Annotated in this window: 22 protein-coding genes; 6 read left to right on the top strand and 16 right to left on the bottom strand. The window is 56.5% G+C overall.

Annotated elements, in window-relative coordinates; translation table 11 throughout:
* Positions 1-31 precede the first annotated feature (31 nt).
* From F7C38_02120 to F7C38_02085, 8 genes are all read right to left on the bottom strand, one after another.
* Positions 32-898 (bottom strand): hypothetical protein, encoded by an 867-nt coding sequence (locus F7C38_02120; protein MCE4600350.1) that lies wholly within the window; start codon positions 896-898, stop codon positions 32-34.
* Positions 899-999: 101 nt separating this feature from the next.
* On the bottom strand, positions 1,000-2,094 hold the full coding sequence (locus tag F7C38_02115; protein ID MCE4600349.1) for a hypothetical protein: 1,095 nt from the start codon (positions 2,092-2,094) through the stop codon (positions 1,000-1,002).
* A gap of 5 nt (positions 2,095-2,099) precedes the next feature.
* Positions 2,100-3,257 (bottom strand): DUF58 domain-containing protein, encoded by a 1,158-nt coding sequence (locus tag F7C38_02110; GenBank protein ID MCE4600348.1) that lies wholly within the window; start codon positions 3,255-3,257, stop codon positions 2,100-2,102.
* A 2-nt stretch (positions 3,258-3,259) separates the two neighbouring features.
* Complete coding sequence (locus F7C38_02105; GenBank protein ID MCE4600347.1) at positions 3,260-4,216, bottom strand: MoxR family ATPase; 957 nt, start codon at positions 4,214-4,216, stop codon at positions 3,260-3,262.
* Entirely contained in the window at positions 4,203-5,597 is a 1,395-nt protein-coding gene (locus F7C38_02100) for a hypothetical protein (protein MCE4600346.1), read from the bottom strand. Before F7C38_02100 ends, F7C38_02105 begins: the two co-directional genes overlap by 14 nt.
* The gene (locus F7C38_02095; protein MCE4600345.1) at positions 5,587-7,023 is read right to left on the bottom strand and encodes a DUF4129 domain-containing protein; all 1,437 of its coding nucleotides are present in this window, start codon (positions 7,021-7,023) and stop codon (positions 5,587-5,589) included. Before F7C38_02095 ends, F7C38_02100 begins: the two co-directional genes overlap by 11 nt.
* A gap of 2 nt (positions 7,024-7,025) precedes the next feature.
* The gene (locus F7C38_02090) at positions 7,026-8,048 is read right to left on the bottom strand and encodes a DHHA1 domain-containing protein (protein MCE4600344.1); all 1,023 of its coding nucleotides are present in this window, start codon (positions 8,046-8,048) and stop codon (positions 7,026-7,028) included.
* Entirely contained in the window at positions 8,030-8,584 is a 555-nt protein-coding gene (locus F7C38_02085; protein MCE4600343.1) for an HIT domain-containing protein, read from the bottom strand. Before F7C38_02085 ends, F7C38_02090 begins: the two co-directional genes overlap by 19 nt.
* Positions 8,585-8,661: 77 nt before the next feature.
* Between F7C38_02085 and F7C38_02080 the strand changes: the two genes are divergently transcribed.
* Positions 8,662-9,006 (top strand): hypothetical protein, encoded by a 345-nt coding sequence (locus F7C38_02080; protein ID MCE4600342.1) that lies wholly within the window; start codon positions 8,662-8,664, stop codon positions 9,004-9,006.
* Between the two features lie 239 nt (positions 9,007-9,245).
* On the opposite strand, the gene F7C38_02075 is transcribed toward F7C38_02080, so the two are convergent.
* From F7C38_02075 to F7C38_02055, 5 genes are all read right to left on the bottom strand, one after another.
* The gene (locus tag F7C38_02075; GenBank protein ID MCE4600341.1) at positions 9,246-9,947 is read right to left on the bottom strand and encodes an amino acid racemase; all 702 of its coding nucleotides are present in this window, start codon (positions 9,945-9,947) and stop codon (positions 9,246-9,248) included.
* A gap of 62 nt (positions 9,948-10,009) precedes the next feature.
* Positions 10,010-10,978 (bottom strand): pyruvate synthase subunit beta, encoded by a 969-nt coding sequence (locus tag F7C38_02070; GenBank protein ID MCE4600340.1) that lies wholly within the window; start codon positions 10,976-10,978, stop codon positions 10,010-10,012.
* Positions 10,971-12,197: a ferredoxin oxidoreductase gene (locus F7C38_02065; GenBank protein MCE4600339.1), complete on the bottom strand. Its 1,227-nt coding sequence runs from the start codon at positions 12,195-12,197 to the stop codon at positions 10,971-10,973. The genes F7C38_02070 and F7C38_02065 overlap by 8 nt, the downstream gene beginning before the upstream one ends.
* A 2-nt stretch (positions 12,198-12,199) precedes the next feature.
* On the bottom strand, positions 12,200-12,523 hold the full coding sequence (locus F7C38_02060) for a 4Fe-4S binding protein (GenBank protein ID MCE4600338.1): 324 nt from the start codon (positions 12,521-12,523) through the stop codon (positions 12,200-12,202).
* Positions 12,524-12,528: 5 nt separating this feature from the next.
* Positions 12,529-13,095 (bottom strand): pyruvate ferredoxin oxidoreductase subunit gamma, encoded by a 567-nt coding sequence (locus F7C38_02055; protein MCE4600337.1) that lies wholly within the window; start codon positions 13,093-13,095, stop codon positions 12,529-12,531.
* Positions 13,096-13,212: 117 nt separating this feature from the next.
* On the opposite strand from F7C38_02055, the gene F7C38_02050 reads away from it, so the two are divergent.
* A complete protein-coding gene (locus F7C38_02050; GenBank protein MCE4600336.1) occupies positions 13,213-14,553 on the top strand; it encodes a glycerate kinase in 1,341 nt (446 codons plus the stop codon).
* Positions 14,554-14,630: 77 nt separating this feature from the next.
* Here F7C38_02050 and F7C38_02045 read toward each other — a convergent pair whose 3' ends face one another.
* The 3 genes from F7C38_02045 to map all read right to left on the bottom strand — a co-directional run bounded on the left by F7C38_02045 (position 14,631) and on the right by map (position 17,057).
* On the bottom strand, positions 14,631-14,924 hold the full coding sequence (locus F7C38_02045) for a hypothetical protein (protein MCE4600335.1): 294 nt from the start codon (positions 14,922-14,924) through the stop codon (positions 14,631-14,633).
* Between the two features lie 18 nt (positions 14,925-14,942).
* Entirely contained in the window at positions 14,943-16,052 is a 1,110-nt protein-coding gene (locus F7C38_02040) for a DUF1512 domain-containing protein (protein ID MCE4600334.1), read from the bottom strand.
* 72 nt (positions 16,053-16,124) lie between these two features.
* Positions 16,125-17,057: a type II methionyl aminopeptidase gene (gene map / locus F7C38_02035; GenBank protein MCE4600333.1), complete on the bottom strand. Its 933-nt coding sequence runs from the start codon at positions 17,055-17,057 to the stop codon at positions 16,125-16,127.
* A gap of 104 nt (positions 17,058-17,161) precedes the next feature.
* Between map and F7C38_02030 the strand changes: the two genes are divergently transcribed.
* From F7C38_02030 to F7C38_02015, 4 genes are all read left to right on the top strand, one after another.
* Positions 17,162-17,845, top strand: coding sequence for a metal-dependent hydrolase (locus F7C38_02030; GenBank protein MCE4600332.1), 684 nt, complete (start codon positions 17,162-17,164; stop codon positions 17,843-17,845).
* 147 nt (positions 17,846-17,992) lie between these two features.
* On the top strand, positions 17,993-19,825 hold the full coding sequence (locus F7C38_02025; GenBank protein ID MCE4600331.1) for a ribosome biogenesis/translation initiation ATPase RLI: 1,833 nt from the start codon (positions 17,993-17,995) through the stop codon (positions 19,823-19,825).
* Positions 19,826-19,883: 58 nt separating this feature from the next.
* On the top strand, positions 19,884-21,050 hold the full coding sequence (locus F7C38_02020) for a fructose-1,6-bisphosphatase (GenBank protein ID MCE4600330.1): 1,167 nt from the start codon (positions 19,884-19,886) through the stop codon (positions 21,048-21,050).
* Between the two features lie 52 nt (positions 21,051-21,102).
* A complete protein-coding gene (locus F7C38_02015) occupies positions 21,103-21,777 on the top strand; it encodes a triose-phosphate isomerase (GenBank protein ID MCE4600329.1) in 675 nt (224 codons plus the stop codon).
* Positions 21,778-21,796: the final 19 nt, after the last annotated feature.

Raw genomic sequence — 21,796 nt, 5'->3', positions numbered from 1 at the left:
CACCCGGGGGCTTGTACGCGGTGGGAGCGCGCTAGCCGGGGGCTATGATCTCGTCGATAACACTACGCCATAGTCTAGCCAGCGTGTCGGGTTCGTAGTCTATTATGCCCTTTTCTGTTACTGCCTTGGAGATGAGGCTTGGCTCTGTCTTGTCGAATAGTGGGTAGCGGATGGGCCCGTAGCCCGGTGACATGTAGCTTCTCTCCTCTATGGGATGGGTGTCGCAGGTCGTCTCCGGGTGTATCTTGAGTAGGTCGAAGACTGCTAGTACTGGCTTCTTGTAGAGGCCTGCCAGCAGGGCTATCTGGCGTGTGCCAACCTTGTTCACTAGGCACGCGTCTCTCGTAACAGCGTCGGCGCCAACGACTACCACGTCCGTCTCTTCTACGGCCCTATACATCATCGAGTCCGGTAAGAGCTTGACCCTGAGGCCAGCGTCCCTAAGGGTCGATGCCAGCACCGCCCCCTCGCCTCCAGGCCTACTCTCAAGGACCGTCACATGTGGCTTCCTATCGGCTGACGCTAGAAGGACTGCCTCGACCGAAGAACTGTAGCTGATCGTGGCTATCTTAGCATCTACTGGCAGCTGGTGTCCGAACTCCCTGATCAGCTCTATGCTCCTCTGCTGGTGCTGCATGACTCTTCTAACCACTTGCAGCAGGCTAGCTCCTCTAGAGCAGGCCTCTTCCAACACATAGGCCAGGTTCGCTAGTGGGGCCATACTTCTATTGGCTGAGAGCACTAGAGCCGATACCTCGCCTATGTTGCTGCAGCTTATATTTCCCTTCTCAAGCTCTTCTATGACAGCCCTCGCTATGGTGTAGAGGCTCCACCTGGCACCTCTTATCCGCTCCCTCCTAACACTCTCTACAGCCTCTGATAACGATGCTAGAGTCATCTTCACGTGTCCCCGGGCATCCGCCCTCCTAGTGTCTTCGACCGTCTAATATACAACTTATCCCTGCCCAGCCCCCCAGGGCCCCGGTTATCGCCGTGCCCTCATCCTCCCCAGAAGAGTTTCACGATCAGGTCGACTAGCTTGGCCAAGTTCCTGTAGTAGCTTGTGCTCGGCTCATTGATCTTGCCTGCTAGGGGGTCTTGCAGGCTGGAGGGCTTCCCAGTTATCGCCTCTACTATCAGGTCCTTTGGAGCCTGCAGGACTAGGAACAATGGTATTATAATTATCAGCGATAGTATGATTATCGATGCCAGCTTTCTACCCGGCTTCTCCGAAAGCAACTGGCTACTAGGCACGGTCCTTGTCAGGGTCGAAGCTATCAGTTTGAGTGGAATCCACGATATTATCGTAGACGCGATGGCCGCTGCTACGGGCATCCAGGTCCCAGCGTGCACACCTAGCCTATCGACTATCCCCTGGATAAACGCTGTGACCAGGGAGTAGACAAGCGGGGCTGCTAGCATCGTCATTAGCAGGCTCAAGCCCCATTCGAGCGCAGGATACTGGGGGCCCTCGAACCGTGCTAGCTGTTTCTCCATCCCCGCGTATTCTATGTTGAGGAGGGCCTTGGCCGCTTCTCCCCGGGCCTTCATGGCTACTATAAGGTCCGTGGCGCTGCGAGCGATCCTGTAGAGTAGCGCCGCTAGTATGGTTACAATCATTACCCTGTATAATAGTGTCGATTTTAATAGTGTAGCGATAGCGTATGCATCCCACTTGAAGGGAGGAGTCCAGCTCATGGCTTCCCTCAGCAACCTCCCGGCCCCATAACCCGTCAATACGAAGGAGCCGTAGAGGACGACCAGTGCAAGAAGCCCTATGAAAAGCCTGGAGAGGCTAACTACCCTAGTCTCCCCTAGAAACGCGTAGAGGCTTCCCGAGAAGTAGACTAGTAACAACGCCGATACTAGATGCAGAGGGTCATAGGGAGATAATGCTAGTGCCGCTAGTATTAGAACGCCGATAAGCCAACGATCTCTAGGCCTGATGAACGCCCATAGGGCTATGGCGTAGGATAGATACCTGGCTTCTAGGGGAATCACCCCTACATAGGGGATCCTAGACGACGATAAAGCTGTCCCGGCTAGATAGGCGGCTATAGCCAGTGAGAGGAGGTAGAGCGCTCCTGATAGCACTCTGGCTATGCGCCTCGCGTCCAGGACACCTTCACCTCCCCGCCCTCTAAGCCCACACCAATAAACTTCAAATTCATCTCTTTAATTAATGGCGAGAGCTTGGAGGCGACCTCCTCTAGGTAGCTCCCCGGAGAAACCACTATTATGAGGGGCCGCTCCCTAACATACTTCTCCATGTACTCGCGCAGAATCAACGCTACATTGCCCGGCAGAGGAGACTCTGGGGGCGTATTAGATATTCCATCGACCACGCCAGCGAACCCACGCGGCCCCGCCAGAGGGGGGACCACCACGGGTTCCTCCACCAAGCCGATAAACCCGATCTGCCTGTTAAGCCGCGACAACGACTCCGCAAGGCCAGCAACGATCCTGGCTAGCCTTTCAAAGGGCGTCCTACCGGGTTCTCCCCTGTCGCCTAGCGGAGAGGGGGTGAATAGTATGATGGCGGGGCTTGAGGCCTCCTGCCGCATCTCCTTGACAACGAGGGTGGATAGCCTAGCAGTAGCCTTCCAGTCGATCAACCTCGGGTCATCGCCTTCCTGATACTCCCTCACCATGTAGAACTCGGTGCCCCTATGCCTTGCCGTCAGCCTCACGATGGCTGGCAAATCGCCTACAGCCTCCTTGCCGAGATCAGCGTACTCTATCCTGGGCGTCGCCCTCAAGTACGAGTCGCCGAGGGGCGTGAACTCTATCGCCACCCTATAGAGTCCTAGGAGATCCGTGATCCTGGCAGTGGCGCGGCCGAACCTTCTGAGCCCCGTCCTCGCCACGACCTTGTAATTGACGTAGAACCTCGTCCCCGGGAGAACTATCGCCTTGACACTGGTCGACCCGACAACCTCTACATTAGGCGGCGCCTCGTCCCTCAACTCGACTGTCAACGGGAGTACAGTGATACTGTCCATGTCGCCTTGGAACTCCACTAGGGCCAGTCTACCCTCGACCGGCACGCCTGCGACTATCCTCTGGGTCCTCCCAGTCACCTGGGAGAGGCCTGCCTCGACAATTAACAACCCCGCCAGTGGAACCATGGATATCGCCAGGCCGAGGCCGAGCAGGTATTCCGAGGAAGAGTATATGCCCCAGGCTAGCAGCACCAGGCCTACCAGGATGAGTGTATGACCCTCCCTTGTGAGCCCCCTCTCTATTATCCTAGCCACGGCTAGTCACTCCAGGGAGGGCTTGGCGTCGGCTCGCTCCCGAGGACTTGTTGAACGATCCTGGCCTGGACTCCGGGATCACTGGCGGCGCCGGGTTTGGGGAGGATTCTATGGGATAGGACTGGTATGGCTACCTCCTTTACATCGTCGGGTGTCACGTAGCTCCTCGCGGCCATCGCTGCCCAGGCCTGGGCAGTCCTCATGAGGTATATTGAGGCTCTCGGGCTGGCGCCTAGCCTGGCTAGCGGGTGTTCTCGCGTGGCTCTAACGATCCTCACGATATAGTCTATTACCGGGTCCGAGACCCTCACCCTCCTTATCGTCCTCTGGGCCTCTAGTATATCGTCTCCTGAGGCGACGGGGTTTATGTTGAACTCCTCTATAACGTCCACCCGCTTTAGTATCTCCTTCTCCTCCTCGTAGCCTGGATACCCTATGTCAATCTTCATTAGGAACCTGTCGACCTGGGCCTCGGGCAAGGGGTAGACGCCCTCGAACTCTATCGGGTTCATGGTTGCTATGACTATGAAGGGCCTCGGCAGCTTGTGGGTGACGCCCTCTATGGTCACCTGGCCCTCCTGCATGGCTTCTATGAAGGCGCTCTGGGTCCTAGGGCTGGCCCTGTTGATTTCATCCGCCAACACTATGTTCGCGAATATGGGTCCCTTCCTGAACCTGAAGTCGCCTGTAGCCTGGTTGTATACCATTGTCCCGAGTATATCGGCTGGAAGTAAATCCGGCGTGAACTGTATCCTCTTGAAGTCCAGGTTCAAGCTCATCGCAAGCGACTTGGCCAGGCTCGTCTTCGAGACGCCGGGCACGCCGACGAGGAGAACATGGCCTCCTGCGAGGAGCGATGCGAGCAGTAGCCTTAACTCGTGTTCCTTGCCCACTATAATCTTTGATACCTCGGAGATGATCCTTGAGGCTACCCTCTCAACTCTGCTAACCTCGACCACTACCTCCACCCTTTACCACGCGTTGCGCCTCCTCATAGTCATAGATTCCTGCAAGCGAGAGATACACGACTAGACTAGACTCAAGCCTCCTCTTAACAAGCCCCCATACCGGGAGGAACCTCGAAAACACCCTCATCCTCTCAACCCTACTACACTCCCTGACTATAGAGTCCTTCAACCGGTTTAGCTCGCGCTCTACATTATGGCTTACCCCGCTGACCGGTAGCTCCAGGTACCTCGAAGCTATAGAGCATAAGGGCACGACACTGTCGAGTGGGGCGAACAGGGTCTTCAAAGAAGAGAGGATGGCGCCGAACCCCGCTATTCTACTACCACGTCTTCCCTCTTTCCCGGTTCTCGGCGGGAGCGATGAGTAGAGGGCCGCTGACGCTAGTATAGAGGCTATACCGGCGATGAGTAACGGGGTCAAGCCCTTCTTCGCCATAAGAGACGTGGCCACGGACTCGGCCTTCCCGTAGAGCCGCGAGGCCGCCAGTAACAGGATCGATGGGTGCAGGCTGAGGATCAGCTGCACGTTCTCGTTGCCAGGAGCCACATAGAGTTCCTCGTCCGAAACCACCAGGGTTGTCTCCGGCGATGCTACGCGATCAGCTATGAGGTTGACTATATAGTCTAGGGATTTATTGTAGGTCCCGGTTACCAGATTGACGGCGATAGTGCTATCGGCAATGAGCACCACGCTGCCCCGTGCAGACCTGCACTCCACCCCAACAATATACCATTTACCCTGGTACGGCTCAGCCGGGTAGGGCCATGCGGCCGCTATGGCCGTGAAGGAGTTTAGCTCCTGTGGTAGCAGGGGCTTCACTGGGTATACGATGGGGTCTCCGGTGAAGGTTATGTAGCCCGTGAACCCGGTCGGGATATCATAACCCTCACCCTGTACCAGCCCGTAGAACGTTGATATTGTCGAGTTGAGTATGCCGCGTATCTGGGGAGGGATACTGCCGCAGATGAGGAGGGAGGCCTGCCTAGTCAAGTCCCTTACCGGGGGCGTCGGGGCCTCATCCAGTAACACATAGTGGATCCTGAGGCCCCGGGCTCTGGCCTTCTCAAGCAGGCTATACGCCTCTTTCAGCCCTGTCCCTTCCCGTGTCACGCCGCCGACAGCGAGGTATACTAGGTCCTTGTAACCGGCGAGATCCGGCATACCGCTCAGCCCGTAGACTATCTTGGTTTTGAACCCCCTCTTCTCCAGCGCCCTCCAGAGGATGCTCGTACCGGAGGGTCCCTCATTCAGGGGGTAGGAGGCGTCCTGGGGTATAGCGACCCTCACCAGCAGGTCTCTTGGGAGGTATTCTAGACTAGCTATAACCGCTATTAGCACGAGGAGGAATCCCAGCCACTTCCTAGACTCCATGTATCACCACCCTCCTAGCCCCAGCTATACAGGCTCCGGGGTCAACGCTGACCTCCTCCAGGCCGTACACGGCGTCCTCGTATGCAGTAGTCAGTGATTCGAGTAGGGCTGCGACATCATGTGAAACCCTCCCACGGATCCTCTCAAAGTACTCCCGCGGAGTCTCCCAGGGCTCTTTCTTCAGCCCCCTCATGGCTAGCGCCGTCACGAAGAGGCGGTAGCATGTGGATGGGCTCGGCCGCGAGGGCGGCTTGCCCAGGAGTATCCTGGCCACGTCTAGGCCCGGTCTTAGCCTGTCCCTCTCGGCGGCTAGTGCGATGGCTAGTAGCCCTATGCCCGCTATTACCACTATCGTGGGGCTAGGCTGTGATAGGTGCCACCCCCTGGCTTCCCGGCTTGGCTGTTTCTTGCTTACTTGCACCGAGGCTCTGGCTTTCTCGGCGCCTTTGACTACGTCTTCGAGTCCTGTTAGGAATGATGAGATGTTGACTTCGACCTGGTTCTTGCCCCTGTTTTCCTGGCTGGTCAAGGGGGCTATTGTCCCGAACCTGTCCCTGTAGATTTTAAGGGCTTCGAGGTACGTGTCCTCGTCTATGAGGCCCTGTTTCGCGTAGTAGTTCAGCGTTCTCAGGGCATTCAATGCCTCGGCCTCGGAGCCATTCTTTACTATACCGAGTAGTTCCTCGATGAGGGTTTCATTAACCTCAAGCCTGGACTTGGAGAGGATCTCGGCCACCTTCCAGCCCAGCCTGCCCTGGAGTATCGAGTCCACGACTTCCGGGTACGCGGTGTCCCTGGGGACGTGGACAGTGACGATTAGGTACATGCCATCTATCTTCACGGATGAATTAAACGCGAGTAAGGCTAGTATCGAGTCCAGCGCGGTTTCCAGCCTGACCTCGTCTCTAGGAACACGGCAGTCCTGTAGCTCCAGGGGCATGTACGGGTTCGATACCCTATACACTACTATGGGCTTTCCATCGATTTCGAGCTCCGACCTACAAGCTGGTATCACCACGGGCGTATCCATAGCCAGGTCTCTCAGGTCGCCAGCGGCCAGCTGGCCCATGTAGCCGCGCAGGGTTGCAAGCTTCTCTTCAACGCTTCCAGCGCCCTCGAAGACCTGTGGAGTAGACGAGTTGGCCCTAGCGGCGGCTAGGAACAATCGCGAGATATCGTCGAGCAGGTTTACTAGAGGGGCCAGGGTGGTGAACTTCTTCCCCGTGAGATTAGCCACGACGCCAGCCTGATAGCTCGCAGTGCTCGCCAGGTAGGCCAGGTCGCCAGGGTCGACCAGTAGGGCAGCCCTGGGCTCTATAGCCTTCTTGGGGACGAGTGGCGGGTGCCGAGGCAGTTCCTGTGCACTAGCCTCCAGCGGGGCTAGTAGGGTTAGTATTATCACCAGCAGGCCGATTACCGGCTTCACAGCTACATCATCCTTGCCGACTCTACTTCGGAGCCTATCCCCCTACATACACCTGTTTCCTCGGCGGTCTTAAGCACGAGCCTAGCCGCATACCTCGGGACAGCCTTCCTCCAGAGCCTGCCGAATAACCTGACTAGCAGGGGTATGTCGAGCCGGGCGCCCGCGGCCCGGGGGTGCCCGCCCCCGCCGAGAGAGAGGGCTACTATCTGCACGTTAACCCCTCTGCTTCTCAGTGAGAGGCCCCCGTTACCTCTTATGATAACCGCTATGTCTGCATTGTACCTGGAGAGTAGGCTCGCCCCGATGAAGCTATTGGCTGGGGGTCCCCTCTCTTTGAAGGCCGCCGCTACCCTGCACTCGCCTTCCGCGACTACGGTGGTGGAGATTATCTTGTTGAAGTTCTCTAGCTCCCTGTTGAGGTACTCCTGGAGTTTCTCATCTAGCTCCTCGTCCCATAGAACGCCCTGGGAGAACTTTGCTATCAGCTTCCTGCGCCATTCGTTGGAGCCCTCGTTATAGCGTGTATCCGCCACCCGGAAGAGCTTAGGCGCGAGCGGGTGATCCCACCTCCACAGGTCGGCGGCGCATACCGTGGATTCGAGCTCCTTCAGGTACTCGGTATACTCTGTTTCATTGTACTTCGTGGCGTATCTCGCTACGACGCCCGTGGCGCATGTTGAGGTGTCTATGGTCAGCCTGACACCCGCCCTACGCATTGCCTCCCGCCATTCATCGGGCCATATGTGATGGTCGTACCAGTCGACTGCTACACCCTGGCCTGTGAACTCCCCCACCAGCCTTAGGACGTTGTCTATGGAATCCCTATTGGGGCCTAGGTCTGATACAACTATTCTATCGCCGCTGTCCAGGTTACCGGATAGGCTCGACAACACCTCGTCCAGGTTGTAGGGCTCCGCGAATAGGATGGTCGACTCGTCTATCCCCCTGCCATAGGCTATTAGGGCGGCGGCGGCAGAACCGGCTCCGTCGAGGTCTGTGTGCGTTACTATGAAGAGGTGTCCCATTCCACTCCTTCCTCCTCTAGCACCTCCCTTACCTTCCCGGGGAGTATGCTTTTGAGCTTCTCGTATGTAGCCTCTAGCTCCTCCGGGACCACCTTGGTCGCCGAGAACATTACCGTGAAGTTCGTATCCCCGCACCACCTCGGTAGAACGTGTATGTGGACGTGGCCAGCAATACCGGCGCCGGCGGCTTCCCCGATGTTGACTCCTATGTTGAATCCATGGGGCTTGTAGGCCTCGCGGAGGGCTTTCAGGGTTGCCTTGACCAGGAGCGACATCTCGGCCAGCTCCGGTAGCGTGAGGTCCTCGATGCTGGAGACGTGCCTGTAGGGTACTATCATTACGTGGCCCGAGTTGTAGGGGTACTTGTTTAGTATGACGTAGGACAGCCTCCCCCTATACACTATCAGCGCCGACTTGTCGTCTAGCTCCGGGGCCTTACAGAAGACGCATCCCTCGTGCCTCTCGGAGCCCGTTATGTATTTCATGCGCCAGGGCGCGTAGAGTATCTTGTACCATGGCTTCGATTGATCCTCCAAATCCGGCACCCGAGTGGAACGACACATACCTCTACTATTTAGACTCCATCGATATATCGGTACCTGGAGTGATAGATATGGCTTGTTGGAGGGGGGAGAGGCCCGACTGCAGGGCTAGGTGGATAGTGTGTAGCTCTGACTTCACAGAGGAGGCCGGTGACTTCCTAGATGTGTATGAGACCGTCTCCGTCGGCAACATCAATGTCCGGATGATCAGAGACAATGAGCTCGTCAGGTACTTGTATGTAAACGGGGAAAACAAGGGGTTCGCCCTGGAAATAGACCCCGGGATAATGGACCCGGAGTGCCTGGGCTCCATAAAGTCTGAGCTACTCGACATGCTGACCCAAGCCCTGTACGGAGACCCGAGATGGCAGCTCATATACCATATAATTGAGAGGCAGATGCTGCCAACGCCATAGACGGGTGGTCTGATGAGACAGGTATCCTCATAGCCGTACTCCGGCTCGGGCCCGTGGAGTCTTCATCCCACTCGATACCCTTGGTGGCTAGAGGGCAGGTTATAGCTTCTCCAGGCTTCCACGGCATAAGTCTCTGGTTAGCTGGGCGTGTCAGCACTCAAGACCCTCTTCATCCCCCGGGGTAGCGGTCCGTTACGCCGAGCGCATCATCCACTTGATACCACTGTCCAGGGAAGGGTTTATTGTGTACCAGTCACCTTGTCTATTACGTATCTCACGTGCTCGGTTAGGCTGTCTATAACTGGCTTGTTGATCGAGACCCGGCCTATTAGTAGCGAGAGCTCCGTGCAGCCATAGAGGATTGCTTCGGCGCCTTTGCCGACTAGCTCTGAGACTATCGTGGCCATTGTCAGCTTCTCCGAGCTGGGTATGACTCCGGTGGTTAACTTTTCTATCAGCGTGTCTAGGCGCTCCTGTGATAGCCTGCTTGGTGTTATAACCTCTATCCCGTGGCCTTCCAGATAGTCGTGGTAGAGTCTCTTCTCCACCGTGGCCTTGGTGGCGAGGAGGCCTATCCTCTTCACTCCCAGTGACTTGATCTTGGAGAGTACGGCCTCCCTTATGTCAATGAACTCCCTACCGCCGATCGACTCTCTTATCGTTTCGTCGTCTAGGAACACGTGGGGCGTATTGGCCGCCAGTATTATGGGGTCGGCGCCGAGGCTGGATAGAGCTCTTAGGGCATCGCTCAGAAGCCTTCTAGCACCTTCTACATTGTCTGACTTGACATAGCTACACATCTCTTGGACCGGCACGCTGTAGAGGAGTATGCGGGGGTCCCTCCCCCTCTTCTCCCTGTAGGCCTCGACTAGGAACTTGTAGTATAGGATTGTCGAGTAGGGGCTTAGCCCTCCCACCACGCCGATTATCCTATCATCCATTCTACCTCTAGCACCGCCTGGAAAATATCGGGTGGGGGTGTTTTTATGTGGAGGGTAGGATTCTACTCCTCGACGGGCCCTATTACCTGCCGGCCAACCAGCTTGTTGATCCTCTCCACCTCGCTGTCGACCCACTTCTGTATGTCCTCGATTTCCTTGTCGGTGAGGTGCCTGAACCTGCCCTGCATCTTGAGGTAGTGGCGGACGTGCTTTCTCCTGGGCACTGGTACGGTGACGTCGAACTCCCCGTGGTCGAGCTCCCAGTTTATCCACATTCCCGTCTCGGTGGCGAGCCTGGCTATCTTTATGCCGTAGCGTGGGTCGAACCTCCACCCGGTGGGGCAGGGTTGTAGTACGTGTATGAAGGAGGGTCCCTCTACTTCTAGGCCCCTCTTGAACTTGTTCAGCATGTCTAGCGGGTAAGCCGGGTTCGCTGTCGCGACGTATGGTACCCTGTGGGCAGCTACTATGTCCGCTATAGGCTTCTTCGGCCTCCTCTCACCCTTCCACACTCTACCGGCCGGAGTCGTGGTCGTCCACGCGTATAGCGGTGTGGAACCGCTTCTCTGGATACCGGTGTTCATGTAGGCCTCGTTATCGTAGAGCACGTACATTACATTATGGCCTCTCTCCAGCATGCCGGATAGGGCCTGGAAGCCTATATCGTAGGTCCCGCCATCGCCTCCCAGGACCACTACATTGATCTTCTCGTCGGGGTCTATGACGCCCTTCCTCTGCAACACTTTTATAGCAGCCTCGACTCCGCTGGCCGCCGCTGAGGCGTTCTCGAAGGCGAGGTGGAGCCAGGGTATCCTCCAGCTAGTGTAGGGATATGGCGTGGTTGATACCTCGACGCAGCCAGTAGCGTTTACTAGTATCGTGTTCCTCCCGGCGACCTTCAGTAGATGCCGTACTATAGTGCCAGCAGTGCACCCGGCGCATAGACCGTGGCCCGGCGCTAGCAGCTCCTCCTTTGGTATCTGGGTTAGTAGCTTGAAGGGCCTCTTCTTGCGTGCAACCTGGCTACTCATAGCTTACACCCCTCACTCCCCAATACAGGGATTCGCCTGGGGCTCTGCCCCGTTCAAGGACCTTGAAAGAATAATCAATTATCTCCTTGATAGTGTGCTCTGTTATCCGCCTCTGCCCTATTCCGGCTATTACACTCATTATCATGGGCTTCTCCTCGTCGTGGTAGTAGCTCGACATTATCTCAAGGGCTACGGGCCCGGCTATGCGGGCTCCATAGGATATCGCCTTGTCTATAACTGTGACTAGCTTCGCATTGGATAAGGCCCTCTTCACGTCCTCCACGGGGAAGGGCCTCCACAGCCTGATCCTCGCAGCGCCGACCTTTACGCCCTTCTCGCGTAGGATGTCTATCGTCTCGGTCACCGTACCGTGTAACCCGCCGTAGGAGACTATGACCACGTCGGCGTCGTCAACCATATAGGTCTCTATGAGCCCATAGCCCCTCCCGAACATCGCCTTGAATTCCTCGTCGGCCTCCCTGGCCTTGTCGAGGGCCTTCTTCATGGCAGCAACCTGCTGGTATTTGATCTCATAATACCACTCGGGGCCCGCTAGCGTGCCCATGGTCACGGGCCGCTCCGGGTCCAGCTTTATCCTGTTGTAGTTCTTGGGCGCGTACTCTAGGATGGGCTTGTTGTCGGAGGGTACTAGTACTGGCTCGTAGGTGTGGCTCATCAGGTACCCGTCGTACCCAACCATTACCGGGAGCATCACCTCTGGATCCTCGGCTATCCTGAAGGCCTGCACGACGCTATCATACACCTCTTGCGCGGTTGAAGCCAGGATCGTCACCCAGCTAGTATCGCGTGCATTCATTATATCGCTGTAGTCGTTCCATATGCTTATGGGGGCTGATAACGCTCGCGTCGCTATGCTCATGACGACGGGTAGCCTTAGCCCGCTGGCTATATGCAGTATCTCGTGCATCAACTCCAGCCCTTGGCTTGCTGTAGCTGTGAAGGCCCTCGCGCCCGCCGCAGACGCGGCTATTGTAGCGCTTAGCGCGGAGTGCTCGCTCTCGACGTGGATCATCTCGGCGTCGAGCTCACCGTTTGCTATGAACTCTGAGATCTTCTCGACCACAGTAGTCTGGGGCGTTATAGGATACGCCGCTACCACGTCGACGTCGAGATCCTTCACGGCGTACGCCACGGCGTAGTTACTTGAGAGGGGTAGACGCTTCCACTCAACCCTAGCCCGCTGGAGCGTAACCGCCACGGCTACTTCACCTCCTCCACGAAGTCTATAGCGTCAACCGGGCACTCCTCTACGCATATACCGCATCCCTTGCAATGGTAGTAGTCTATCTTCAGGCTGAAGGTATACTTCCTGCCCTTACTGGTGGTGTAAGGCTCCTCTACGATCTCGAAGGCGGAGTCCGGGCAGTAGACCCAGCAGAGCAGACACCTAATGCACTTGTCCTGGTCTAGTACAGGCCTGAAGACACGCCAGTCACCGGTATACCTCTCGGCAGAGTTACCCGGCTCGATAACTATACCGCCGGAAGGAATCTCGTTCCATGCAGGCAACTCCTTGGACTCCATCCCCCTCACCTCGCAATCGCGCTCTCGAAAACGGACTCATAGGCGGCCCTAATGGCCGCCACGTTCCTCTCACCAATCCTTCCAGGGAAGGTGTCGAGGATCGCCCTCTCGACGCTCTCCAGGGATACTATTGGGAGTACCTTGACCAGGGCACCGACCATGGCGGTGTTGACTATCGGGAGGCCCAGCACCTCCAGGGCAATCCTCGTCGCGTCGACCGTATACACCCTATACTTGCCCCCTATCCCCATTGACTCCTCGAACTCCTCCGGCGACTTCTTAGTGTTGACTAGGAGCACTCCACCCTCCTTCAAACCCTCCAGGTAGAGCTCCTTCGGCAGGCTAGGGTCAAGCACGACTACCACGTCTGGGGTGAGGATCGGCGACCTAGTCCTTATGGGGGCATCGGCAACCCTCGTATAGGCCCTTACAGGGGCGCCCCTACGCTCTGCACCGAACTCTGGGAACGCCTGCGCATACTTCCCCTCGTAGATAGCTGCGTTGGCCAGAACCATGGCCGCGGTGACGGCTCCCTGACCGCCGCGTCCATGCCAACGTATCTCGAACCTCAATCTCCGTCACTCCCGTTAAATGGCTTCTAGATATAACATGTATAGCCTGGTTGCTATAATAATCTTCAGTGGATCATGGACGCTGCGAGAAATCTCGACGGGGAAGGGTGCTGCCACGTGCATAGTCCTGGAGGCTTGAGGGAGCGTTTGAGAGGACTGGTCTCCGTTGTCGTAGATGCCAGTAATCTCCACCTGTTGACTAGCCGTGCCCTAAGGGTTAACAAGCCCGATGCAAGCATCCTCATCGCCTTCGGAAAGGCTAGCGTGCCTATGGCCCGCGCCGCGGTCGAGCTACTGGGCGATAGGATTGAGGGGGGAGTTGTAGTTATACCCAAGTGGAGGAAAGCAGAGAAGATCGACGGGCTTGAGGTGATCCGGGCTAGCCACCCCGTACCCGACGAGGACAGCCTGAGGGCTGGCGAGGCTGTCGTAGAGTGGGCTAAGTCCTCGGCTGGCAAGGGGCTTATCGTCCTCGTATCAGGCGGTGGCAGTGCCCTGGTGGAGAAGCCGCAGCCAGGGTTAACGATAGATGATATCGTGGAGGCGACAAGGCAGCTCCTATACTCTGGGGCGAATATACACGAGATAAACACTGTCAGGAAGCATTTGAGCTTAGTTAAGGGTGGATGGCTCGCTAAACACGCTTCCCCAGGTCCCGTCTATGGCTTCTATGCGAGCGACGTACCTGGGGACAGGCTCGAATCAATTGCGTCTGGGCCCACGGTACCTGACCCCACGACTTATGGTGATGCACTTAGGGTAGTGGACAAGTACGGTCTGCGGGACAAGATGCCGGAGCGTGTAATTGAAGTCTTGGAGGAGGGTTTGAGGGGTCTCCGACCAGAGACCCCTAAGCCGGGCGACGCTGTGTTTAGTAACGTCTCTAACAGGCTTGTCGCATCTAATCTAGATGTGTTGAGGAGGCTGGCATCATTCCTGGAAGGACAGGGATACAATACCATTATACTCACGAGCCGGCTTGACGGCGAGAGCAGGGAGGCTGGCAGGGTCCTAGCCTCAATAGCGTTAGAGGCGTACGAGAGGGGCATACCCGTGGAGACGCCGGCGGCGTTAATCCTTGGAGGGGAGACTACCGTGACCGTGAGGAACCCCGGGGGCAAGGGAGGTAGGAACCAGGAGCTGGCTCTAGCCTGGCTGGCCTCCGTGGACTACTGGCTCGGTGGCGACGGAGTTATGGGTTTACTGGCCATGGATACGGACGGGATAGACGGTAATAGTGATGCGGCTGGCGCGATCGTCGTTTCTGGAGACTCTAATGAGTTGAGGCTTAGGAGGCTGGATCCCGGCGAGTATCTAAACTCGAATAACTCCTATGAAGCCCTGAAGGCTATAGACGGGTTGATTGTCACGGGCCCCCTTGACTCCAACCTTAACAGTGTGGTTGTCGTGCTAGTCGAGAAGGGCTCCGGAGACGGATCGCGAGGGTTTAGGGATTGAGTTAGTTGCCTCGTGTAACCCGGTGTTCTTCATAACCCTCCCTGGGAGCTCCTAGCCCCAGGCGGGTTCTGCGTCAGCTAGGTCTTCATCGGCTTCTTTCCCTTTTCTCCTTGTTGGTATACGGCGTATATCTTGGTGATTATGCCTTCCTCCTCGTTGCAGTTCGTCCTGGCTCCCACGTAGTCTCCCTCCCTGTACTCCCTGGTATATTCTTTTTCACCGCATTGCAACAGCGTGTATACCTTCTTTTGCCCGGCGACCTGTATCTTCTTCAGCTCCTTCGCCTGTTGCAGCGCCAGTGCTATGGCGATGCCTAGGAATAGGAGGAGTAGGAGTGACTGCATCCAGTCCGGGAATAGCGGGTTAGCCACTCCACCATACACCCCCGGCTACTTGACGCCTATAGTGTTACCAACCCCTATCACTACCACGGTCTCGCCTTCACTAGTCTCCGACTTTATGATCTCCTTCACTCTATCCACGGCGTCTTCCACAGCGTTCGCTATCTCCTTCTTCATGGCCTGGATCGCCTCCTCAAGGCCCATTTTGATGACCACAGCCCTCAAGGGTATATCGTACTTGGCGGCTATCCTCTCGAAGCTAATCTTCTCGGGGCCTGGATCGCCGATCGCAGCGCCCACCCCGTCAGCTATGGACCCCGTCTCCTCTCCCTCTAGTTTTAGGGCTGCGTCGACCGTCACGATGAGCGAGGGCTTCTCGCCTCTACTCACAAGCTCTTCTATTAGTTTAGCCGTTGCCACCCCCGGCTTCCCCACGCTTGACCCTGGCCCTTTTGCCTTGACGATATACGTCTTCCGGCCCTCGATGTCGGCCACGCTGTATACTGTTTCCTCGTCGATTTCCTTCCAGGCGGCGTCGTAGCCTGCCAGGTTTAACGCTACCATCGGCCCGGCAGAGTCTCCTATAGGGACGCCTTTGAGGAAGTCGTCCAACGCGTCCCTATACATCCTGGCTATCCTCAGTATCTGTGGCATTATGAGTTGCAGCTGCATGATGAGTATCCAGTTCTTTGTCTTCTCGCCGGTTATGAGCAGGTGCCGCACGTACTTGTAGATGAAGTTTAGGGCGGAGGCGATCTCGGAGGCGGTCTCGGCCCTGCTCCTAGTGTACTCGTCGGCCTCTGGCATCGCCTCTTTGAAGACGTCCTTGAACCTTCTCCTCCTCACGTCTAGGAGGTGTTGGAGTCTCCGTATTATGTCGGTGGGCTCCAAGTCGACGGGGCTTATGACGAAGAAGTCGCTGAGCCTGTCTAATAGCTTCTTCGGGTTCTTGGCCTTGTTGGCGTTCATGAAGTCGAGGGTCTTCCTCCTAGCCTCTTCGGCCATGGAGTTGATTATTACTAGCTTGGCCTTTATGTCCCTGCTCCATACGTATACCTGGAACCTCTGGTTGACGCCTAGGAATAGTAGTATGAATATGAGTAGGAATAGTAGTTGGCTTATGGCGCTTATCCAGTCCGCTAGGCTTGCAGCCTCCACCAACGCGTCAGCAACCCTTTCTATCCTGGGCTCGGATACGAGGGTTAAATCTTAGTATAATTAGTTTGGGGTTTACTGCGTGTTGCACTCCGGGCAGGTAGTCACTATGACTCTGTCCTTTAGTATCAGGAATGTGTGCTCGAACTGTGACACCATCCCCTTGCTGGCCTCTACCAGGATCGGGTAATTGTATAGTATGCCCTTTGCGACGAGGCTCTTTATAGCCGGCTTTATCTCCTCCGGCTTGAACTTCTGGAGGAGCCATCTCGGGGTGAAGGGTAGCGTGCGGTAGTTATCTATTATGTACTGGAGTATCTCCTCCTCTATATTAGATAGCTTGTACTTCCCCCTTCTACCAGTATAGGAGTAGATATTAGTGATTCCACCCTCCCTCACGAACCCCCTCCCGTTAGTTGCGAAGGGTTCAACAGCCACGAGGGTCCCAGGCTTGAGCCTCCTGTGGAACGTTGTCCTATCGGGGTAGTTGGGTATCTGGGTCCCGGCATGTATCCTCCACCTGTCTATGGTGTGGCCCGTCAAGTTCCTTATCGGCTTGAACCCGTAGCTCCGTATGGTCGACTCCACAGTCCTACCTATATCATATATCCTGACATTGGGCTTCATTATCGCTACAACCCTCTCCAGGGCGGCTTTGGAGGCTTCGAGGAGCCTCTCGTAGAGGCCGGATAAGTCGACTGTCACCGCCGTATCGGCAATGTACCCGTCGACCGCGACTCCTATATCTACCTTGACCACCTCCATGCCGACCAGCTTCACGTCATCATCTATACCCGGGGTGTAGTGGGCCGCCACCTCGTTTACACTGAAATTACAAGGGAAAGCTGGCACAGCACCCATATCCCTGATCAATCCCTCGACCTTCTCGCAGACCTCCCTGGCCGAGGCACCGGGTCTAACGAGCCCAGCACTACTATCCCGGACCTTGGCCGCTATCTCGCCAGCCCTAACCAGCTTCTCAACGGCCTCATCGGAGAAGCTTGACATCCCCCTTCAAGCCCTCCACACTAATCCCCTAGTTATGGAGAATCGTTTAACTTTAAGAGCTTGGAGTCCTACTGTTATCCTGGAAGTAGTCGGGGTGAAGGATAATGGCGTATCTGAAATACTATGGACACTCCGCGTTCGAGCTATACGTAGATGGTAAGAAGATACTCATAGACCCCTACCTCTCCAACCCACTATCTCCCGTGAAGGCAAGCGAGATACGGGACGTCGACCTAGTCATACTAACCCATGGACATGGAGACCACCTGGGAGACGCCGAGGTAATCCTGAGGAACAATCCCAAGGCAAAGGTTGTAGCCATATTCGAGCTGGCCAACCACGTGGGCGAGAGGATAGGCGATCCCTCAAGGGCTATCGGGGGCAACATAGGCGGCCCCATGCTGGTCGACGGGCTAAAGATAGCGCTCGTCCCAGCAACCCACAGCAGCCCGATAGGAGCCCCCACAGGAGTCGTGGTAACCTCAAGCGAGGGAACAGTATACCACGCAGGGGACACCGGGGTCACCATGGATATGGCCCTTGTAGGAGAGATATACAAGCCCGACATCGCGCTACTCCCGATCGGAGGCCATTTCACCATGGACCCCGTCGAAGCCGCTAAAGCCGTGGAGCTGATAAAGCCGAAGGTAGCGATCCCCATGCACTACAAGACATTCCCCGTCCTCTACGGCACACCCGAGGAGTTCGAGAAGCTGGTCAAGGACAAGAGCCCCGATACTAAGGTCGTTGTTCTAAAGCCAGGCGAGAAGTACGAGTTCAAATTCTAGGGGAGAGACACGAGCCTGGGAACCCCTGCCTTTTTACCTCCTCCACCTCCCATTTCTAGTCCAGTTCTAGAGGGCATACTCATCAGACATGGGGTACGATTTAACCCTCCGTACCACATGAGAGAGCCACTCGGGGAAAGGTGACAAATGACCGGTAAGATAAGGCTAGCGGTAATAGACTATGACACGTGCAAGCCCAGGAAGTGTAGCTATGAGTGCATCAACGTGTGCCCGGTCAATAAGAGCGGGAAGGGGATAGCGATACAGGCTGACAAGGAGAAGAAAGGCAAGCCCGTGATATTCGAAGATGTCTGCATAGGATGCGGCCTGTGCGTCAAGGCCTGCCCCTTCGACGCGATATACATCGTGAACCTGCCGAGCGAGCTCGAAGAAGAAGCCATACACCGGTATAGCGTGAACGGGTTCAAACTCTACAAGCTCCCCATACCCAAGGAAGGCAAAGTAGTTGGACTGATCGGGAAGAATGGGACTGGTAAGACGACGGCGGTTAGGATACTGGGCGGTGAGTTGAAGCCGAACCTGGGCGTCCCGGGCTCGGACCCCGACTGGGACGAGATCGTGAGGAGGTTCCGTGGGAGCGAGCTGCAGACGTACATGCAGAGGCTAGCCAATGGCGAGCTAAGGGTCGCCCACAAGATACAGTACGTCGACCTGGTGCCCCGGTACTTGAAGGGCTCCATAGGCGAGCTGCTTGAGAGGGCCGATGAGAGGGGGATCGCGAGGGATCTCGCGGCCGAGGTGGGTCTTGACAGGATATGGGATAGGGATGTTAGGAAGGTGAGCGGCGGCGAGCTCCAGAAGATGCTCATAGTAGCCACCCTGTCTAAGGACGCGGACGTCTACATATTCGACGAGCCCAGTAGCTATCTCGACGTGAAGGAGAGGATGAGGCTGGCCAGCCTGATCACGAGGGAGGTGAAGCCCAACAGGTATTACCTGGTTATCGAGCACGACCTGGCAGTACTCGACTATGTGACAGAGGTCACCCACATACTCTACGGAGAGCCCGGGGCCTACGGCATAGTATCCTCGCCCTACGGGACCAGGGTCGGGATCAACAACTTCCTCGAAGGCTACCTGCCGGCGGAGAACATCAGGCTTAGGAAGGAGGCCATCAGGTTCAGGAAGCTGGCGGAGGCCACGGCCGAGGAGGTAACCGGAGGGGGGAGGAAGTGGAAGTACCTCGAATGGCTGGACCTCAAGGTCAAGCGCGGGGACTTCATCCTGGAAGCTGAAGCGGGGGAGATATGGAGTGGTGAGGTCATAGGTATTGTCGGCCCTAATGGTATCGGGAAGACGACGTTCATAATGACACTCGCAGGCAAGATAGAGCCTGTTGAGGGCGTCGTAGTGCTCGGAGGAGACTATCAGGTGAGCTACAAGCCCCAGTACGTGAGCCCAGAACTGTTCCCGGAGGATGCGACTGTGGGAGAACTATTGAGGGAGGCGAACCCGGAGGCGGCGGTGCCAGGCTCCTGGCTGTACATGGAGCTGGTCCAGAAGCTCAGGCTAAACAAGCTGTGGGATAGGGAGGCCAGGAAGCTGAGTGGCGGGGAGATGCAGAAGCTCGCCGTGGCACTGAGCCTGGCCAAGGAGGCCGACATCTACCTGCTCGACGAGCCGAGTGCGTACCTGGACGTCGAGGAGAGACTAGCGGTCGCTAGAGCGATCAGGAGGGTTACAGAGACTAGGGGTGCCGCAGCCTTCGTCGTAGAGCACGACATACTGATCATCGACTTCATAAGCGATAAGCTGATACCGGTGCTGGGCGAGCCCGGGTATAGGGGCCACGTCTACAAGCCCATGAACCTCCACAAGGGGATGAACCTCTTCCTGAAGGATCTAGGGGTGACTTTCAGGAGGGACCCAACAAGCGGGAGGCCCAGGGCCAACAAGCCCGGTAGCTTCCTCGACAGAATGCAGAAGTCCAAGGGAGAATACTACTATGGGGGCGCGTAGGTAAACTATACTAATCTTTAAACCTTTACCGGCAACCAGGATACATAGGTGAAACTACTTGGCCGGAGAAAAGGTTACTGTAAGCGTTATAAAAGCCGATATAGGGAGCCTAGCCGGACACCACAAGGTACACCCCGACACCATGCTCGCCGCCTCAAGGGTCCTAGCAGAGGCTAGGAAGAAGGGCGTGATAAAGAGCTTCTACGTAACCCACGTCGGAGACGATCTACAGCTGATAATGACCCACTACAAGGGAGTCGATAGCCCAGAGATCCACGAGCTCGCCTGGAACGCCTTCAAAGAGGCCACAAAGGTCGCCAAGGAGCTAGGCCTATATGCTGCCGGGCAGGATCTCCTCAGCGACGCGTTCAGCGGCAACGTGAGGGGGCTCGGGCCGGGAGTAGCCGAGATGGAGTTCGTGGAGAGGCCCGCCGAGCCAATAGTCGTGTTCATGGCCGACAAGACCGAGCCGGGGGCCTTCAACCTCCCGCTCTTCAGGATGTTCGCGGACCCATTCTCGACTGCAGGGCTAGTGATAGACCCCAGGATGCATGACGGCTTCATATTCGAGGTCCTAGACGTATTCGAGGGCAGGGTTGTCCAGTTGAAGGCTCCCGAGGAAATGTACGATATACTAGCCCTCATCGGGACCCCTGGGAGGTACGTTATAAAGAGGATCTATAGGAAGAGCGATGGAGAGATAGCCGCAGTAGTGAGCAGCGAGAGGCTGAACCTGATAGCAGGCAAGTACGTTGGAAAGGACGACCCGGTGGCGATAGTACGTGCACAGAGCGGGTTCCCGGCCGTTGGAGAAGTGCTAGAGCCCTTCAGCTTCCCACACCTGGTAGCCGGCTGGATGAGGGGTAGCCACCACGGCCCCCTCATGCCCGTTGGCTTGAAGGACGCCAAGATGACTAGGTTCGACGGCCCGCCTAGGGTCGCGGCCCTAGGCTTCCAGGTCCATAACGGCGAGTTAATCGGGCCTGCCGACCTCTTCGACGACCCGGCCTTCGACGAGACTAGGAGGCTAGCGCAGAGAATCGCCGACTACCTGAGGAGGCATGGACCCTTCATGCCCCACAGGCTTGGCCCCGAGGAGATGGAGTACACGACACTGCCGCAGATACTGAAGAGGCTACATGACAGGTTCAAGCCCGTGGAGATGGGTTACAAGCCCATGGTCAAGCATAGCGAGGAGCTTACCGGCGAGGAGATACACGACTAGCCTCCATAAGAACCCCCAATTCCTCATTATTTATTCTGGAGGCTGTACGACGTTGGAGAGAGTAGTGATCATAAACTACAAGGCCTATCCCCAAGCCTTCGGCGAGCCGGGGCTGGAGATAGCCAGGGCCGCGAGGCTGTTGGCTGGCAGGTTATCGAATACTAGAATTATACTCTCTGTGCCATCACCGCTCGTGTATAAGATCGTTGAAGTCTATGACGACGTCTACCTACAGCATCTGGACCCCGTGGATTATGGGTCGAAGACGGGGTTCGTTCCGGCCGTGTCGCTGGAGAAGCTTCCCGTGAGGGGGACCCTCGTGAATCATAGCGAGCATAAACTAGTCTACCGTGATGTAGCCCGTGTCATAGATGCGGTCAAGGGCGTCGGTAAGGAGGTGGTTGCGTGCGCTGATACCCCTGGCGAGGCCTCCGGGCTTGCCTATCTCAGGCCTAGCGCTATAGCAGTGGAGCCGCCGGAGCTCATAGGGACCGGTATACCGGTTAGCAAGGCTAGGCCCGAGGTCGTTACGATGAGTGTGGAGGCGGTGCATAGTGTGGACCCGAGTATACCGGTTCTTGCCGGTGCTGGAATCACTTCGGGAGACGATGTTAGGCGGGCGTATGAGCTGGGGGCTCGGGGGGTGCTGGTGGCTAGTGCTGTCATGAAGGCTGAGGACCCTGCTGGTAGGCTGGAGGAGTTGGCCGTATCACTCGATACGGCATAAAATCAAAAATATTATTAAT

It is taken from the genome of Candidatus Thermodiscus eudorianus (assembly GCA_015521085.1).
Classification (GTDB): domain Archaea; phylum Thermoproteota; class Thermoprotei_A; order Sulfolobales; family Acidilobaceae; genus Thermodiscus; species Thermodiscus eudorianus.
This window is presented reverse-complemented; position numbering and strand designations above follow the sequence as displayed.